The sequence below is a fragment of the Halodesulfurarchaeum sp. genome (assembly GCF_036626455.1).
Classification (GTDB): domain Archaea; phylum Halobacteriota; class Halobacteria; order Halobacteriales; family Halobacteriaceae; genus Halodesulfurarchaeum.
In genome coordinates this window covers 1-17177 of the sequence record NZ_JAZKRK010000009.1, presented here as the reverse complement: position 1 = coordinate 17177, position 17177 = coordinate 1, and the positions used below count along the sequence as shown (strand labels likewise).

The 17177-nt window shown below is 62.5% G+C and carries 18 protein-coding genes and 1 tRNA gene; 11 read left to right on the top strand and 8 right to left on the bottom strand.

Features of this window, described 5'->3' with window-relative positions; translation table 11 throughout:
- Window positions 1-58 precede the first annotated feature (58 nt).
- Complete coding sequence (gene hemA / locus V5A26_RS04535; RefSeq protein ID WP_332321306.1) at window positions 59-1363, bottom strand: glutamyl-tRNA reductase; 1305 nt, start codon at window positions 1361-1363, stop codon at window positions 59-61.
- 114 nt (window positions 1364-1477) lie between these two features.
- Between hemA and V5A26_RS04530 the strand changes: the two genes are divergently transcribed.
- Genes V5A26_RS04530 through V5A26_RS04520 form a run of 3 tightly spaced genes read left to right on the top strand, consistent with a single transcriptional unit; the run spans window position 1478 to window position 4405 of the window.
- Entirely contained in the window at window positions 1478-2602 is a 1125-nt protein-coding gene (locus V5A26_RS04530; RefSeq protein ID WP_332321305.1) for a radical SAM protein, read from the top strand.
- Window positions 2589-3905: a protoporphyrinogen oxidase gene (hemG, locus tag V5A26_RS04525; protein WP_332322239.1), complete on the top strand. Its 1317-nt coding sequence runs from the start codon at window positions 2589-2591 to the stop codon at window positions 3903-3905. Before V5A26_RS04530 ends, hemG begins: the two co-directional genes overlap by 14 nt.
- A complete protein-coding gene (locus V5A26_RS04520; RefSeq protein WP_332321832.1) occupies window positions 3902-4405 on the top strand; it encodes a GNAT family N-acetyltransferase in 504 nt (167 codons plus the stop codon). The genes hemG and V5A26_RS04520 overlap by 4 nt, the downstream gene beginning before the upstream one ends.
- Here V5A26_RS04520 and pepF read toward each other — a convergent pair.
- The 5 genes from pepF to V5A26_RS04495 all read right to left on the bottom strand — a co-directional run bounded on the left by pepF (window position 4402) and on the right by V5A26_RS04495 (window position 10044).
- On the bottom strand, window positions 4402-6198 hold the full coding sequence (pepF, locus tag V5A26_RS04515) for an oligoendopeptidase F (protein WP_332321831.1): 1797 nt from the start codon (window positions 6196-6198) through the stop codon (window positions 4402-4404). The genes V5A26_RS04520 and pepF overlap by 4 nt on opposite strands.
- 24 nt (window positions 6199-6222) lie before the next feature.
- The gene (gene truA / locus V5A26_RS04510) at window positions 6223-7050 is read right to left on the bottom strand and encodes a tRNA pseudouridine(38-40) synthase TruA (RefSeq protein ID WP_332321830.1); all 828 of its coding nucleotides are present in this window, start codon (window positions 7048-7050) and stop codon (window positions 6223-6225) included.
- A gap of 8 nt (window positions 7051-7058) precedes the next feature.
- A complete protein-coding gene (gene hisS / locus V5A26_RS04505) occupies window positions 7059-8357 on the bottom strand; it encodes a histidine--tRNA ligase (RefSeq protein WP_332321829.1) in 1299 nt (432 codons plus the stop codon).
- Between the two features lie 94 nt (window positions 8358-8451).
- The gene (locus tag V5A26_RS04500) at window positions 8452-8805 is read right to left on the bottom strand and encodes a DNA-binding protein (protein ID WP_332321828.1); all 354 of its coding nucleotides are present in this window, start codon (window positions 8803-8805) and stop codon (window positions 8452-8454) included.
- Window positions 8806-8886: 81 nt separating this feature from the next.
- Window positions 8887-10044: an ABC transporter ATP-binding protein gene (locus V5A26_RS04495; protein ID WP_332321827.1), complete on the bottom strand. Its 1158-nt coding sequence runs from the start codon at window positions 10042-10044 to the stop codon at window positions 8887-8889.
- 157 nt (window positions 10045-10201) lie between these two features.
- On the opposite strand from V5A26_RS04495, the gene V5A26_RS04490 reads away from it, so the two are divergent.
- Genes V5A26_RS04490 through V5A26_RS04475 form a run of 4 tightly spaced genes read left to right on the top strand, consistent with a single transcriptional unit; the run spans window position 10202 to window position 14041 of the window.
- Window positions 10202-11362, top strand: coding sequence for an extracellular solute-binding protein (locus tag V5A26_RS04490; RefSeq protein WP_332322238.1), 1161 nt, complete (start codon window positions 10202-10204; stop codon window positions 11360-11362).
- Window positions 11363-11368: 6 nt separating this feature from the next.
- Entirely contained in the window at window positions 11369-12973 is a 1605-nt protein-coding gene (locus tag V5A26_RS04485) for an ABC transporter permease (protein WP_332321825.1), read from the top strand.
- A 47-nt stretch (window positions 12974-13020) separates the two neighbouring features.
- Entirely contained in the window at window positions 13021-13515 is a 495-nt protein-coding gene (locus V5A26_RS04480; protein ID WP_332321824.1) for a TRAM domain-containing protein, read from the top strand.
- A gap of 52 nt (window positions 13516-13567) precedes the next feature.
- Window positions 13568-14041 carry a Tfx family DNA-binding protein gene (locus V5A26_RS04475; protein WP_332321823.1) on the top strand — a complete coding sequence of 158 codons (474 nt, stop codon included), beginning with the start codon at window positions 13568-13570 and terminating at the stop codon, window positions 14039-14041.
- Between the two features lie 18 nt (window positions 14042-14059).
- On the opposite strand, the gene V5A26_RS04470 is transcribed toward V5A26_RS04475, so the two are convergent.
- Window positions 14060-14326 (bottom strand): DUF7091 family protein, encoded by a 267-nt coding sequence (locus tag V5A26_RS04470; RefSeq protein WP_332321822.1) that lies wholly within the window; start codon window positions 14324-14326, stop codon window positions 14060-14062.
- Window positions 14327-14436: 110 nt separating this feature from the next.
- On the opposite strand from V5A26_RS04470, the gene V5A26_RS04465 reads away from it, so the two are divergent.
- The 3 genes from V5A26_RS04465 to V5A26_RS04455 are packed head-to-tail and all read left to right on the top strand — an operon-like array spanning window position 14437 to window position 16448.
- Window positions 14437-15366 (top strand): replication factor A, encoded by a 930-nt coding sequence (locus tag V5A26_RS04465; RefSeq protein WP_332322237.1) that lies wholly within the window; start codon window positions 14437-14439, stop codon window positions 15364-15366.
- Window positions 15367-15984, top strand: a complete 618-nt coding sequence (locus tag V5A26_RS04460) for an RPA family protein (protein ID WP_332321820.1) — start codon at window positions 15367-15369, stop codon at window positions 15982-15984.
- A 47-nt stretch (window positions 15985-16031) separates the two neighbouring features.
- Complete coding sequence (locus tag V5A26_RS04455) at window positions 16032-16448, top strand: CopG family transcriptional regulator (protein ID WP_332321819.1); 417 nt, start codon at window positions 16032-16034, stop codon at window positions 16446-16448.
- 53 nt (window positions 16449-16501) lie between these two features.
- On the opposite strand, the gene V5A26_RS04450 is transcribed toward V5A26_RS04455, so the two are convergent.
- Complete coding sequence (locus tag V5A26_RS04450) at window positions 16502-16951, bottom strand: DUF5814 domain-containing protein (protein ID WP_332321818.1); 450 nt, start codon at window positions 16949-16951, stop codon at window positions 16502-16504.
- A 96-nt stretch (window positions 16952-17047) separates the two neighbouring features.
- On the opposite strand from V5A26_RS04450, the gene V5A26_RS04445 reads away from it, so the two are divergent.
- Window positions 17048-17120 (top strand) — tRNA-His (locus V5A26_RS04445).
- Window positions 17121-17177 lie beyond the last annotated feature (57 nt).

The following is a 17177-nucleotide window of genomic DNA, read 5'->3' as shown; positions in this document are numbered from 1 at the left end:
AATTACGGACCAACGAATGTCATGAACCAGTTTTTTCGTCCCCGGCTTCCGAAACCGGCTAGTCCCAGTGACCAGTTTCGCCGTCGCCGGATTCCGGGGCCGGATCGGAGTGGTCCCTCGGCTCGATCGGCGCGTCCGACTCAGCGTCTTCGGGCGGGGAGTCGGGGACCTGAAACACGTCTGCGACGGTCCGAAGTGTTTCGTAGTCCTCCGAGACGGCGGCGTCTTTGATCGATTGGGTCGGCGTCGAGAGGAGTTTTTTCACCAGGGCCGAACCCATCTGTTCGAGGATCTCCTGTTCGCTATCGGTGATGCCGCCGTTTTCCTCAAGCCGGTTGATGGCCCGGCTTACCTCCGACCGGCGCAGTTCCTCGGCCCGTTCGTAGATCGCCGAGAGCATCGACTCGGCTTCCCGCTTCTTGAGGTTCCGTTCCAGGGCCTCGATTTCGGCCGCGACGATGGTCTCGGCGTCCGCCGCCGCTTCGGTTCGACGAGACATGGCACTGTCCACGATGGTGCCGATGTCGTCGATGTCAAAGACCGTAATCGAGGCCATCTCCTCCACGTCCGGTTCAATATCCGGAGGGTTTGCCAGGTCGAGCGCAATCACGTCTGCTCCCTCGAAGGTCCCGGTGTCGAGGATCGGGTGCGGCGCGTCAGTCGCGGTGACGACCAGGTCGACATATTGGACGCGGGATTGCACTGCCTCGAAACAAATCGGCGTCCCATCGACCCGCGACGCGAGGTCCTTGGCCGATTCGTAGGTGCGATTCGTGACCAGCAACTCGGCCCCTCGGTCCGCGAGCGGGGAGGCGATGAGCTTGCCCATTTCGCCGGCACCGATCACGATAGCCCGGCTCTCGGCAATATCGTCGAGCTGGCGGCTGGCCAATTCTGCCGCCGCAGTTCCCATCGAGGGGTTGCCTTCGTTGATCCGGGTTTCCGAGCGAACACGCTTCCCGACGCGGATCGCCTTCTCCACGACCGGTCCGAGCGTCCCATCGAGAGAGGAGAGTGCCTCCTCCTGGGCGGCCGAAACCTGTCCGAGGATTTCGTCCTCGCCGACGACCATGCTTTCGAGCCCCGCGGCTACGCGGAGGAGGTGACGCGCTGCGGCGGCCCCGTCGAACCGTTGGACGGTGTCGGAGCCCACCTCCACACCATCAAGTGCCGTTTCACGGGCGCTGGTCGGGCCAGTGACGTAGTACTCGGCGCGGTTGCACGTGTGAAGCACGTAGGCTTCCTCGGCCCCAGCCCCGCTGAGTCGGTCGAGGAGCAGGTCTGTCGGGCGCTCGGTCAACTGGCTGATCTGGTCGACGGAGGCCCGTTTGTGCGAGACGACCAACGCGGACAGATCATTCATCGATTTGTATCTACACCTTATCGGTTGGCCGGATATAAATTCGCGGCTCTGCTCCCAGTCAGTCGGAACCTCGAGAACTGGGCTTTTATCCATTGGCCCCATACCCCAGCCCATATGGCGAACGGACATCCGGGCGGAACACCCGGCGGCAGTGAGGGTTCCCACGGTCGAAACTACGACCAGACCCCACTCATCGCGACTTGGGAGGTTACACAGGCCTGTGAACTCGAGTGCGATCATTGTCGGGCGGACGCCCAACCCGACCGGGACCCGAACGAACTCTCGACGGCCGAGGGAAAGGCGTTGATCGACCAAATCGCCTCCTTCGGCCACCCGTCACCGATCTTTGTCATCTCCGGCGGTGACCCACTCAAGCGCCCCGACCTGTACGAACTCATCGAGTACGCAACCGACCAGGACCTCCCGACGGCAGTGACTCCGGCCCCGACCTCGCTTCTGGACAGAGACGTCCTCGAAACCTTCGCCGATCTGGACGTCAAACGAATCGCGCTCTCCCTAGACGGCGCAACGCCCGAGAGTCACGACACCTTCCGGGGAGAGGAAGGGTCCTTCGACCTGATCATGGACCGGGCGAAACTGGCCAAAGACGTCGGTCTGGGCATCCAAATCAACACCACAGTGACGGCCGACACTGTGGAGGACCTCCCCGCGATTGCCGACCTCGTCGAGGAATTGGGAGCGGCGATGTGGGAGGTCTTCTTCCTCGTTCCAATCGGCCGGGGCACCGAACTCGACCAACTCGAGCCCGAGGAAACGGTCGACGTGATGGAGTTCCTCTACGAACGACAGAAGGAGGCGTCGTTTCGCACCATCACAGTCGAAGCACCGCATTACCGGGTTGTGGCGAATCAAGTCGAACGCGAAGCAAGTGGCAATAGCGTCCGAGTGGGCTCGACCCGGGCCGGGAAAGGGTTCGTGTTCGTGAGCCACGAGGGTGATGTGTTCCCCTCCGGATTCATGCCGCTCAACGGCGGCAACGTGACCGAAACCTCACTGGTCGACATCTACCGGAACGGGGACCTCTTCGAAATGCTTCGGGATGACGCCCAACTCACCGGTTCCTGTGGCACTTGCGAGCATCGATCGATCTGCGGAGGCAGTCGCTCTCGGGCATATGCAGCAACTGGCAATCCGATGGCCAGTGACCCACTTTGCCCGTACGTCGAAACGCTCATTTCCGGGGAGAAGCCCGAAACCTACGCAAATGGCAACGGGTAGCGGACCAGCGGCAGGAAAGACAGGCGACGACACCCCTACAGTTGGCATCGTCGGCGCGGGGATATCCGGACTCGCGCTGACACATTTTCTCGAGGAACAAGGCGTCCAGACGCTGACTTTCGAATCAGCGGCAAGGCCCGGCGGGACGATTCAGTCCCGCGAAATCGATGGCCGGATCGTCGAACTCGGGCCCCAGCGACTCCGATTGGCCGGGCCAGTCAAATCCCTCCTCGACGACCTCGACCTCACCGACGATCTCCAGGAAGGCAACACAAACCAGCCGCTTTTTATCTACCACGATGAGGCCTTTCGGGTTGCACCATTGTCCATTCGTGAGGCACTCACGACGAATCTGCTCTCGTGGCGTGGCAAACTTCGGGTGCTCGCTGAGCCGTTCACGGACGGCCCGAAATCGGGTGAATCCGTCGAGGCGTTTCTCACCCGCAAATTCGGCCGCGAAGCCGCCCACCGGCTCTTCGCCCCGCTCTATACCGGGCTCTACGGGACAGCGGCCGACGACATGCTCGTCGAGTACTCGCTCGGCAAGGCCCTCGAACGACATGGGATCGAAGGGTCAATCCTCAAGGCGGTCGCACCCTACGCCCTCAAAGGTCGAGATCCGCCACCGATCGTTACCTTCGAGGAAGGTCTGGAACGGCTTCCAGCGGCCCTGGCCGACCGCCACGCGGACAGCATCGAGTTTTCGACTCCCGTAACGGCCGTCGAACCCGACGGAAATGGCTACGAGATCATCACCGACTCTGACCGATACTCCGTCGACGCAATCGCCATGACTACTCCGGCACCGACGGCGGCAAGGCTCCTCAAACCGGTCGATCCGACGCTCGCCGGGACCCTTGAGGAGTTCAACTACAATCCGATCATCATGGTCCATCTCGCCGCCGACGGCGACATCGTGGGTCATGGCTGTCAGATCCTCCCGGAGGCGGGCTACACCACGCTCGGAATGACCTGGAACGCGAGCATGCTCGACCGGGACGACGTCTATACCGCCTATCTTGGTGGCGGTCGAGACGAGGGACTGCTCGAACGGGACGATGAAGAAATCGGGGCGATAGCTGCTCGGGAATTCGAATCGCTGCTCGGAGCGCACGCCACGGTGCTCAACGTGCATCGCTGGGAGCCGGGCATGCCTGCCTACGACCGCTCGTGGTCGGCCCTGGATCGACTGGATCCGCCGGCTGACATCGAATTCGTGACTAATTACACCGACCGGGCCGGGATCATCGGTCGAATCACTGACGCCAAAGGCGCAGCCGAGCGCCTCGTTGACGGAGAATGACCCGCTCGATCCGCCTGGCGAGAACGGCAGACGCCGAAGCCATCCGGGACATCCATCTCGCCTCGATCAAGGGCCTCGGGGGCGAGCGCTACACAGAGGCGCAAGTCGACGCCTGGGCTCACGAGCGGGACCCAGCAGACTACCCCATCGACGAGGAGGAGACGACTGTCTTTGTCGCCGAACAGGGCGGCTCGATCATTGGCTTTGGCTGGCTGACCCTGGAGGGTGACGCGGACTTCGAGGCCGAGGCGGATGGAAAAATCGGGGCGATCTACGTCCATCCCGGATTTGCGCGTCGGGGGATCGGGACGACGATTTACCAGGCTCTGGAGACGCGGGCCCGTGAGCGGGGACTCGACTCGTTGGGATTGTGGGCATCGTTGAATGCCGTCCAGTTCTACGAGGTCCAGGGCTATTCGAAAGTCAGGGAACTCACCTACGAGTTCGGCGGCGAGGTCGAGGGACCGGCGGTGGAGATGCGAAAGACCCTGGACCGCTAATCGGCGAGCAGCGCGGCCATCTCGTCGATCCGCGTGTCATACTCCCCGATCGCTGTTTCAATGGGCGCCGGCTCAGCCATGTCTACCCCAGCGGTTCGAAGCACGTCGAGGGGATACTCGCTCCCGCCGAGGGCCAGCGCGTCGAGGTAATCCTGGGCGGCCGATTCTCCTGTACTTTCGATGCGGTCGACAATTGCCACGGCGGCGCTCAGGCCGGTCGCGTACTGGTACACGTAGAAGTTGTAGTAGAAGTGTGGAATGCGCATCCACTCCCTGCGAATCGTCTCCTCGACCTGAGCGGGGTCGTAGTACCGGGCCTTTCGGTCCCCATAGAGCTCATCAAGGCGGTCCGGAGTCAACGGTTCGCCCGCCGCCGAGCGCTCGTGGATGTCCGCCTCGAAGGCCGCAAAGAGCGTCTGGCGGAACAAGGTCGATCGGAAACGCTCAAGAAACTGATCCAGCACGTGCGCGCGGAACTGCTCGTCCTCGACGGTGTCGAGCAGGTGATGGGTCAGAAGCGTCTCGTTGACGGTCGATGCCACCTCAGCGACGAAAATCTCGTAGTCAGCGTCGACGTATGGCTGGGCCTCGCTCGACAGTTCCGAGTGCATCGAATGCCCGAGTTCGTGAGCGAGCGTGTACAGGGAGGAGACGTCGGATTGCCAGTTCAGCAGAATGTAGGGCTGAGTGTCGTAGGTCCCGCCGGAGTAGGCCCCCGAGCGCTTGCCCCGGTTCTCGTAGACGTCGAGCCATCGGGATTCGATGCCATCGGCCACGCGGTCCTGATACTCCTCACCCAGCGGCGCCAGGGCCTCGATCACCATCTCGGTAGCCGCCTCGTATTCGATCTCCGGGCCCTCGTCGGACGCGATAGGTGCGTAGACGTCCCACATCGCCAGTTCGTCCACGTCCAGGGCATCCGCTTTCAACCCGAGATGACGATGAAGGGTGTCGAGGTTCGATTCGACGGTGTCGACCAGCGCCTCATAGACCGAGACCGGCACGTTCGAGCCGTTGAGGGCAGCAACAAGAGGGGACTCGTAGTCCCGGATGTCGGCGCTTTTGACGTGTTTCCGGACCTGATGGTTCAACGCGGTCCCGAGGGTGTTTCGAACGCCATTCAACTCTTCGAAGAAAGAGTTGTACACCTGCTCGCGGAACTCTCGGTCGGGCCGTTGCAACAGCGAGGTGAAATTCGACTGGGTGATCTCGACGGGCTCGCCTTCGCCACCCTCGACGGTTGGAAACGTCAGGTCGGCGTCAGTGAGTTTTCCATAGACGTCCGAGGGAGCCGAGAGCACCTCGCCGAGTTCCGAGAGGACTTGCTCGACCTCCGCGGAACGGGTATGTGGGGCGAGTCGGAGTACGTCGTCCAAGTAGTGTTCGTAGACCGCGAGATCAGGGGTCGATTCGAGCATCACTTCGACGCGCTCCTCGGACAGTTGCTGGATCTCGGGCTCGATGAACGAACTCGCACTTGCGGCCTCTGCCGCGAGGGTCCGTGCGCGGGTCGCCCGACCCTGGGCTTTCTGGTCGCGCGTATCTTCGTCCGAGCGCATCCGGGCATAGGCCGCGACCTGTTCAACCTCCCGAGACAGTTCGTCCCGTGTGGAAAGCGCTTCGGAGAGAACCGCGCCGTCCTCATCGAGTCGGCCTTCGTACTCACGGATCGTGTCGATCCGTTCAGAAACGTCCTCGAATGCAGCCTCCCACTCCGCAGTGGTCTCGAAAATCGCCTCCAACTCCCACGTGTATTCGACCGGCAGTTCCTCGCGTTCGGGCACCTGCTCCATACCCGCCGTGGCACCCGCGAAGGATTAAGGGTTGTCGCCAGTCGGGTGGGGCCCGGGCTCCATCACGCCCCGTTTCAGTCGGGTGGTCACTTCGGCCCTGGTTCTGGCCTGGAGTGTCCGGTCCGCAAACGCTTCTTCGGCCATGTCGACAGCCGCCTGCTCGGCTTCGAACGTCAGGCCGTAGTCGACGGCTGTCAGCACGAGCGGATAGGCCGGTGCCGGTTGGATGCCGTTCGGTCCCGGAAGGGGCTCGGGGGAAAGCACCCGGTCGATGAAAGAGAGCGACGCTGCCCCGGTCCGGACCCGGTCGTAGACCGCGACCAGCCGGCGCACGAGTTGTCGTGGAAAGCCATCGGCCTGGACCCGGATACGGCGGAAAACGCCGTCTTGTGTACTCGTCACAGAGAGATCCCGAACAGTGCCAGTCTCCTCTGCGGCCAGGTTGTGAAAGTCGTGCTCGCCCGAAAGCCGAGCCTCGATATCGTCGATCCGCTCCGGGTCGGCGTGTGGGGCATGGAGGAAGTAAGTGTATTCACGACGGTTCGCGTCGTGGATCGCATGGAAATCGTCCGGGACCGGTGTACTCGCCCACACGTGAACGTCCGTGGGCAGGTGAGCCGTAAACGGTCTGGGCGTGAGCCAGTCAGGTGCCTCGAAGGCCACGGTTTGGGCAAGTGCCGAGACGCCGGCATCGGTCCGTCCGGCAGCGGCCCAGCCGGCCGGTGTCTCCTCGAACTCGAGCCCGACATCCGCAAGTCCTTCCAAAAGCACGTCTTCGACGGTCGACACGTCGGGTTGACGCTGAAATCCGTAAAACGCACGTCCATCGTAGGCAACGCGGTAGGCTCGCATGCTCTGGCTTACTCGTAATCGGTGAGTCGCGGCTCCGGGTTCTTCCCCGGGAAGGTCTCGACCGGGACCTGTAATTGGTCACCCGAGGCCATGTTCTTGAGCGTCACCTGATCCTCTTCGAGGTCCTGTTCCCCCACGATGACGACCGTCCGGGCGTTGATCGAGTCGGCGTATTCGAGTTGGGCGCCGAAAGAGCGATCCGAGACGTCCGTCTCCACGACGTGGCCTGCTTCTCGCAAGTCCCGGACGATACGGGCGGCCTCCGACTGGGTGTCTCCGATCTGCAGCACGTAATAATCGGTTTCGAGGGCTTCCTCCGGCCAAACACCGGCTCGTTGGAGGAGGAGGGAGAGCGGTGCCAGGCCCGGTGCAACGCCGACTGCCGGCATGGATTGGCCGCCAAAGCTCTCGATGAGGTCGTCGTAGCGACCACCACCAAAGACCGCTCGGGAAACGTCCCCAGTCGAGTCGAAACACTCGAAGACGACTCCAGTGTAATAATCTAGCCCCCGGGCCGTCTCAAGTGAGAGGGTGATGTATTCCCTGACACCGTAGTCCTCGGCGGCCGAAAGCACGGCTCTAAGGTTCTCGACGGCCGATCTGACCCGCTCTGTCTCGGCGAAGGCGAGGAGTTCCTCGAGGTCGCCGGTTTCGAGGAGGGTTTCGAACTCCATGGCCTGGTCCCGGGTGAGTCCAGCGTCGACGAGCAGGTCGTGGTACTCGGCCCGTTCGATCTTCTCGCTTTTGTCGACGGCCCGGATGGCCGCCCGGGTGTCGACGTCCCCCGCCATCGATTCGAGGAGACCACCCAAGATATCCCGGTGTGACAGCCGGAACTCGAAATCCTCCGCCGTGAGGCCCAGCCCGCTCAGAGCGTCCGCCGCGTAGGCCAGGATTTCGGCGTCGGCAGTCGGGTCATCCGAGCCGAAAATATCGGCGTTGAGCTGGTAGAACTCCCGGAATCGCCCCTGCTGGGGTTCCTCATAGCGCCAGAAGGGGCGGGTGGAGAACCACTTGATCGGCTTTGCGAGGGCCTGTTGTTTCGCCACGACCATCCGGGCGACCGTTGGCGTGAGTTCGGGAGTCAGGGCCACGCCCCGGCCACCGTCGTCCTCGAAGGCGTACAGTTCATCGACGATCGCCTCGCCGCTTTTATCGACGTACATCGCCGTCCGTTCGAGGGCTGGAGTCCCGACCTCCCGAAAGCCATACTGCTGTGCGGTGGCCTCGAGGGTGTCGATCATCGCCCGACGGGCGGCCATCTCCTCGGGGTAGAAGTCGCGAAATCCCTTCAGCCGGTCGTACATGGTGGCGGATTGGGCCACCCGGCGCTTGTACCTGTCCATCCCACGCGGATGCGCCCGCAGAACGGAGAACCGTTAGTCCAGAGGTGTTGACCAGTTACCGTCGAGAGATGTTGAAACTCTTCGAATCGGGTTTCATCTCCTTGAGGAGTTCTTTCATCTTCTCCTCGTCGATCTTCTCGCGCAGCCGTCCGGACTGGGCCAGCGCGACGATCTGCTGTTCGACCTGCTCACCGAACTGCTCGCGGCTCATCTTGACGGTGTTGAGCCGCTTGCGAGCGCCGTCGGTGAGATGCTGGCGAAGGACAGCCTTCTTCTTGGCTTCGGCCTGGTCGCGCTGGGCCTCCATGGCCTCCTCACCAGCGCCCTCCCCGCCCTGACTCTCCTGTAGATCCTGGAGTTTCTTCTCGCGAAGCTCCTCGAGACGGTCGTCATCTGGGTTCTGGCTCATGCTACCCGATGATTGCCGACAAACGCTCAAAACCGTTACGCAAGAGACACCATGGGGAGTGCTGGTCCCGCCGCCTGTTGGCTAGCAGCCGTCGGTTTCGGCCTCGTCATCGAACCAGGCAAACTCGTGGTCGGCGACTAGCCCCACCGCAACCGGATCGTCCAGATCGACCGCTGCCGTGTGGTTGTGCATCGCTTCGAGGGTGGTGCCATCGTCGAGTTCGATCCGGTACCGGATCGTCGACCCCTCGTAACTGCGACGGCGAACGATCCCGTCGGCCTCGGAGGCTGGAACAGCGACGGCCTCGATGTCGTCCGGTCTGACCACGACAGCGACGTGGTTGCCGGACTCATCAGCCGAGAGGCCAGGCAGTTGGTCCAGAGTGATCGGCCCGATATGGGTCGAAACCGCATCTTCGCCGACCTGCCCGTCGAGGAACGTTGGGTTTCCGAGGAACTCGGCTACGAACCGCGACTCCGGGCCCGCAAAGACCGTCTCGGGATGGCCGACCTGTTCGAGATGTCCTTCACACATTACTGCGACCCGGTCGGAAATCGAGAGGGCCTCCGTCTGATCGTGCGTGACGAAGACCGTGGTGACTCCGGCCGCCTGCAGAATGCGTCTGACTTCCTCGCGCATACGCTCGCGGAGGTCCCGGTCGAGGCTCGAAAACGGCTCGTCCAGGAGCAGGACCTCCGGTTCGGGGGCCAGCGCTCGAGCCAAGGCGACCCGCTGTTGTTGGCCCCCGGAAAGATCCGACGGGGAGCGCTCGCCTGCCCCAGCGAGGCCCACCAGGGTGAGCAGTTCATCGACCCGTGCGGTCCGCTTTGCCTCCGACCAGGACTCGATTCCAAAGCCCACGTTCTCGGCGACGGTCATGTGAGAGAACAGCGCGAAGTCCTGAAACACCAGCCCCACGTCCCGGTCCTCCGGTTGGCGGAAGGTTTCCTCGTCCGCCACGGTCCTCCCATTAATGCGGACCCGTCCCGAATCCGGGCGTTCGAGACCGGCAATCGTCCGAAGGGCCGTGGTTTTCCCACAGCCAGAGGGGCCAAGAATCGTCAGCAGTTCACCGTCCTGCACGGACAATGTGAAGTTCCCGATGGCCGCCTCGTCCTCGAAAGTCGTCGTCACCGATTCGAGGGAGAGTACCGGGGTGTACGCCGTCGCTGCCGAACCCGTTTGGGGACGGACAGTGGGCGACGTTCCATCGGCCTGCGAGCGGTGATTGGTTCCCATAGATTTGCTCGGATCAGCCTTAGTAGCACTGAATCCGTCTCGACTGAGAACTTGTTTAGGCATTCCTAAAAAGTGTTCGATACGGGCATAGCGATATGGTTTTTGGCCGGCCTAAAACCATCACGCCTAAATATCTTTTAGGGTAACCTAAAAGAAGATGGTCGACGAAACGACTTCACCGGACCGAACAATTGAGACAGCAGGCCAATCAACTGAGCGGACCTGGACCAGACGGCGCGTCCTCGGGACCGCTGGGGCCGCCCTCGCGACAGGCATCGCAGGGTGTCTTGGCTCGGGCAGTGACGATCCATTCGAAAGTGACAGTCCCCAAGGGGCCCCGATCGACGGCGAGGGAATCACCTGGGACGATCTCGGTGACCTCGAAGGCGAACTGATCGTGTATTCAGGCCGGACCCGGGACCAGATCGATCCGCTCTTTGCCAAACTCGAGGAGACCTATCCGGATTTCTCGATCGCTAGCGATTACGCCAGTAACGAGGCCCAACTGAACAGCCTCACCGAGGAGGGCGACGCCACACCGGCGGACGTCTTTTACACCCAATCATCGGGAGCGCTCGCGGCTCTCAAAGAGGCAGGTTTGGCCCGGGACCTCCCGACAGACGTGGTTGATGCCGTTCCCGAGAGCAAACGAGACCCGGATGGCCAGTGGACCGGTGCCTCCGGTCGGGTCCGGGCCGTCCAGTTCAACACGGAAACCTGGACCCGCGATGAGTTGCCAACGGATATCTTCGCCTACGCCGAGGACGAGCGTTTTGCTGGCGAACTCTCGACGCGCCCGAACTCCGGCACGTTCAGGTCGTTCATCGTTGCGATGCTCGAACTCGAAGGCGAGGCGCGCACCCGTGAGTGGGTCAGGGCCCTGCTCGAAGACCAGGACGTCACGCTCTACTCGAGTGGCTCCCAGCAAGCCGAAGCCGTCGCCAATGGGGATGTTTCGGTCGGATTGGGCAACCAGTATTACGCTGCCCGTATCATCGGAAATCGACCGGACGCCCCACTGGATGTCACCTTCACCCAGGACGATCCGGGGGGTTTGTTCAATGTCTCCGGCACCGCGATACTCGAGGACGCCAGCAAGCCAAACCTCGCAGCGGAGTTCGTCAGGCACATCCTGGCCGTGGAGGGCCAGGCGTTCTTCGTGGAGACCAACGGCGAGTATCCCGTCGTTGACGGTGTCGACTACGACGGACCGCTCCCGAGTCTCGCCGAGCTCGAGCCGCCGACATTCGACCTCAACGCACTCGGCGACCTGGAACCGGCAATTGACCTCCTGCGCGAGGAGGGCATGACGGTCTAGGGGAGCATGGGTGCACTGACTGACCGCGTGACTGAGATCGGCCCAGCCGTCGGCCGCCTGCTACGGACCCGATCAACCGTCCACCTGGCGGCCCTCCTCATGGGAAGTGTCATCGCCCTTCTGGTGGTCTCGCCGCTGCTATGGCTTTTCCTCCGGGCTGGAGCAGTCGATCTCACCCGGGCGGCCGAGTTGGTCTTTGCACCCAGAACATTCGAAATCGGTGGCCGGAGCATCGCCCTCGTGGTCGCGACGACCCTCGCCTCGGTCGCGATGGGCGTTCCACTGGCCGTCCTGACCGCTCGGACCGACTTGCCGGCCAAGCGGTTTTTCACTGTCGTGATTGCGCTGCCACTGGTAGTCCCCAGCTACATCGGGGCGTTCGCCTTCGTTTCGGCCTTCGGCCGCCACGGCGAACTCACCTCCGTGGTGGGCCTCGAACTGCCTCGAATCGACGGGTTCCTCGGAGCGGTGCTGGTCATCACCCTCTACACCTACCCCTACGTGTTTCTCACCACCCGCGCGGCGCTCCGATCGATGGACGCCTCACTGGTAGAAGCCGCCCGAAGCCTGGATGCGAGCCCAGTGGACGCGTTCCGTCGGGTCACATTCCCCCAGATCCGACCGGCGATATCAGCTGGCGCGTTGCTCGTTGCGCTCTATGCACTCTCGGACTTCGGGACGCCGGCCTTCATGGGTGTCTCCGTGTTCACGAGTGCCATTTACACCGAATATGAGGCCTTCAACGTCGGGTATGCGGCGTTGCTTTCCATCCAGTTGCTCACCCTCGCCGGGGTCATCCTCTACATCGAATCCAAGACGGGCCAGGCACACGGCGAAACCGAGCGACATCATGGGACCCCGATCCCGCTTGGACGGTGGCGATACCCGGCGATGGCGGTGGTGGGCCTGTTGGGGGCAGTCACAGTGCTCCTGCCAGTTGGACTGTTCACGCTCTGGGTGCTGCGTGGCACCGGCGGCGCGGTCCCCTCACTCGCGTTCCAGCCCCAGCACGCGGTGAACTCAGTCACCTTCGCCTTGCTCGCGGCACTCACAGCGAGTGCGATGGCGCTTCCAGTCGCTTACCTCGGAGCCCGTGGCACAAGCCGAATCGCCCGTGTCCTCGAACGCGGGACCTACGTCGGCTTTGCCGTCCCTGGCATCGTCATCGGCCTCGCGCTCGTCTTTCTGGGGTCGACCACGGTCCCGTGGCTGTATCGGACCGTCCCGTTGCTCGTGTTCGCCTACGTGGTGCGATTCCTCCCCCAGGCCGTGGGAACGACGCGATCGGCGATCGTCCAGTTCGACAATCAGGTCGCCGAAGCCGCTCGAACGTTGAACGCCGGGCCCTGGCGCACGTTCAGGCAGGTGATCCTTCCCGGGATTGCACCAGGGGTCGTCGCCGGGGGGACCCTCGTCTTCTTGACGACGATGAAGGAGTTGCCAGCCACGCTCATGCTCCAGCCGATCGGGCGTGATACGCTGGTCACCATCGTCTGGGCCGCCCACGAGAGCCTCTATTACGAATACGCGGCGCTCCCGGCGCTCATCCTGATCGTCGTCTCCGGCCTCTCGATGGCCGTGTTACTGAGTCAGGAGGAAAACGGATTTTGAACTTCGTGACGGTGGAGTTTAATGGACTGAACCGGTAGTAATCGGTAATGGCGACATGCCCACTCGCGGACGACTGTCCTCATTTCTCCGAACAGATCAACGGGATGGGGTGTCAACACTTCGGGGACCGAGGCGGGATGGAGTGGTGTAATCACTACAGCCAGCCCATCGAGGACCTCAAGACAGCACCGGTGGTCCCCGGGGAGGAGGTCCTCATCGAGGTCACGGACATGCATGAGAGCGGTGCCGGTGTCGGGCACCACCAGGAAACTGGCTTCGTAATCATGGTCGATGGCGTCCTGCCGGAAGCCTGGGTCGAAGCGACGGTCGAGACGGTCAAGTCGAATTTCGCCCGGGCGACCCTCGATGCGAAACTCGACGAGCCGCCGGAAGACGCTGCGGAAGACGAGGAGGAGACCGCAGAAGGTGATTCCGACACAGAAGAGGACTCCGAAGACGCGGCGGACAGGGAATCCGAATCGGCCGGTCGGGCCGAGGAGGACCCCCGCCTGGGCAGTCGAGAGAACTTCTGGGGAAGCTAAGGGCCAGACCGACCCGGGTAGCTTTTTGGTTCGGCCCGCAAATGTGGGTCCAATGAGCGAGGAGGTACCGGACGTCGCCGCTATTCTTGACCGGGCAGGTTTTGAGCCGTCCGAGAGCGTGTTGACACGGCGCCAGGCCGAGGTGCTCGCGCTCCGCGAGCGTGGCTTTCCGCAGGCAGATATCGCCGCGGAGTTGGGCACCTCGCGGGCGAACGTTTCGAAGGTCGAGGCGAGTGCGCGGGAGAACATCTCGAAAGCCAGAGAGACGGTGGCGTTCGCCGAAACGCTCCAAGCCCCGGTGCAGATCAGTATCGAACCGGGAACCGACCTCTACGAAGTTCCGGATCTGGTCTATGACGGGTGTGACAACGCGGGCGTCAAAGTACCCTACTCCGCGCCGGAAGTGATGAAACTCGTCAGCGATTCCTCCGGCGACGCAATCGCCGGACGGGAAGTGAGACAGCACATTCTGGTCGGCGTGACGAGTGACGGAACGATGCGGATCAGAGTCCAGCCCGAAAAGTAAGTCTGGCCCAGCGAAGGCTTACCAGGTCTCGACAGTGCCGTCGCTGATGTCCTCGAGACAGGACTCACAATCCGGGTCCCCGGCCTCGAAACACGACGGTTTCCCCGCTGTCACCGAGACGGCGCGTTTTTCGGCGTACCGGCGGCAGACGATCCTGACCTGTCCAGATTCGTCCTGTGGAAGCGATCCTTCCATGCGGCCGCCCGAGAGCTGTTTCTCTACCCGACCGACTGTACGGCCCGCTCGTCGGGCCGCGTTTCGAAACAGGCCGCCGAAATCCGCCATACCCGTCCTATCGGTCCGAGCGGTTTGAAACTCTCGCCAGGTACGGAGGTTTATGAACGAACGCGGCCAACCAATGACTGTCTCCCGCCCACCCCGGAGACTGACCGATCATGAGCGATATACAGACCGCGGCCCGCGATATTCACGAGGAGTTTACCGACCATCTGGACATCGATCTCGAGGATGTCTCCGCCCGTCTCGAGCGGCTCGTTTCGGAGTACAAAGTCCCGCTGTCCGAGGCGCGGCGAAGCGTCGAGAACCACTATCTGGACGAGGCCGGGCTCGAACGCGACGACCTGGCCGGCGGCAGCGAGGAAGAGGTATCGATCGCCGACGTCAACCAACCGGAGCAGTGGATCAGCCTCACCGCCCAGGTCGTCGACCTCTGGAACCCCCGGAGCGACGCAGTCGGCCAGGTCGGCCTCTTAGGTGATGAGACCGGTACCATCAAGTTCACCGCCTGGGCGAAATCCGACCTCGAAACCCTCGAAGAGGGGTCGGTCTATCGCCTGGAAAACGTCGTAACTGACGAATACCAGGGGCGCTACTCTGTCAAACTCAATAAGACGACCGAGATCACCGAAGTCGAGGACGAAATCGAAGTCGGCGACGACGATTCCACGATGGACGGCGCGCTGGTCGACATCCAATCGGGCAGCGGGCTCATCAAACGGTGTCCCGTCGAGGGATGTACCCGAGTGCTCCAGAACGGTCGCTGTTCGGAGCACGGGGACGTCGAGGGCGAGTTCGACCTCCGCATCAAAGGCGTGCTCGACGACGGCAAATCGGTCCAGGAGGTCATCTTCGACCACGAAATGACCGAGGCGCTCACCGGCATCGACATCGAGACGGCCAAGGAGATGGCCCAAGACGCCCTCGATACGACTGTCGTCGCGGACGAAATGGAAGAGACCGTGCTCGGCCGGTACTACCGAGTCACCGGACCGGTCATGGGCCGATACCTGCTCGCAAACGAGGTCGAGGAGCTCACCGAACCGGTCGATCCCGACGACGTCCTCATTCAGGCGAGGTCGATGTAGATGGCCGACAATACGACACCCACGCGGGAACCGGCCCGCCGGGTCTTCGCGACGGAACTCAACGACGCGACGTTCACGTTCAAGGAGAGCGAGGACGACCGGGCGCCGGTGTACGTGCTGCTCCCCACCGGGGAACAGGCCAACCGCGTCTTCGTCGTCGGGACACTGACCGAAACCGAAGACGTCGGTCGCGACCAGGAGTACTGGCAAGGCCGAGTCGTCGATCCGACCGGGACCGCCTTCGTCTACGCTGGGCAGTACCAGCCGGAGGCCGCCGGGGCACTTCGCGAACTGGAGACGCCGACCTACGTCGCCGTCGTCGGGAAACCACGGACCTACGAGACCGACGACGGGACGGTCAACGTCTCGATTCGGCCCGAATCAATCACCGTCGTCGACGAATCGGCCCGCAGTCGATGGGTCACGGAGGCCGCCGAACGGACCCTCGACCGTCTTGGGGCTCTCGATTCGGAAGGCAACGAGTACGGCGTCCGGGCCCAGGAGGAGTACGACGTGGACCCCAGCGTCTACCAGTCGGCCGTCGTCGAGGCGTTGGAGAGCCTGGACGAACTCGACGCCGAGGCAGAACCGGCAGAAGACCTGAGTAGCGGCCCGTGACAGCCGTCTGACGAACCCTTAAGGAGACAGCCGCGCTTTGGAGTGGTATGGGGAAGAAGAACAAGACGATCTCCTTCCGGGTCAGCGAGAACGCCTTCGAGGCGCTTCGGGATATCGCCGAGGAGCGTGACATCTCCCTGTCTGCGGTGTTTCGGGATTACGTCGACGAGCTCGTCGCTCACGAGGGGAAGGTCCGGGTCGTCCCGAAAAACGACGTGCGGGATGTGGACACCGAGGAGTTCCCGCCGCGAGTCGAAGTCCCGAAAAGCTTCGTCCGGGAACACGAACGCCTCGAACTCGAGGCTCAGCATCTCCGCGATCAGTTGCAGGAGCACAAGGAGTACATCACCCGTTTGCAGGAGGCCCTCGACGATGAGGAGTCAATCGACGAGGTCGTCCAACTCGAAGACCTGGACGAAGAGGTCGGCAACGGCACCTCCACTGACAACTACCAGATCGGATAGACGCAGTTGTTTTTCGGCCACACTTCCCCGACTCCCTGACGGATACTGATTTCTTACAATAGCTCGCGTTTCCGATCAGCCGCCCGGCGCTCGGCCTCGGTCCGGCCGTCAACGCCAGCAATCTCCTCGACAGCCTCGAGCGTTCGGACGGCGTCATCAAGAAACGAGTAGATGTCCCCGGGATAGGCATACAGCAGGTAATCATCAGTCATTACGTCGACGATCGATTCGGGGTCGAGGTGTCGGGAGCGGAGGTCCAGGAGGTACCGGATGAACTTGCGTTCCGGGTGGCCACAGTAGGGATTCGACTCGCACGTGCAATCGAGGAAGTCTTCGGAGAAGTCAAGCACCCGCTCACGGTTGGCCTCATCGAGTTTCTCCAGGTCGCCCTGGAAGAGCAGGTCGAGGGTGGCTCCCGAAAAGGCGTTTTTCGGGAAGGAGACCTCGAGCTGAGAGCCGAGTTGCCGATGATTCTTCACGTAGATCTTGTCCGTGATCGCCACGTCTGGCAGTTTATAGCCGGGATCGGCCCAAAAGGGTGTCGGGCCCGCCCCAAGGTCGTAACGTATTTGGGCGGGAACCCCCTCCGTTCAGGCGTGTCCGGGTTGGGGTAGTGGACTATCCTTCAGCCTTGTGGAGGCTGAGACGCGGGTTCAATTCTCGCACCTGGACCTTCTCAGAACACTCGAACCGGTGAACGGCTGGTCCGCCAGGACCGCCGTGAACCGG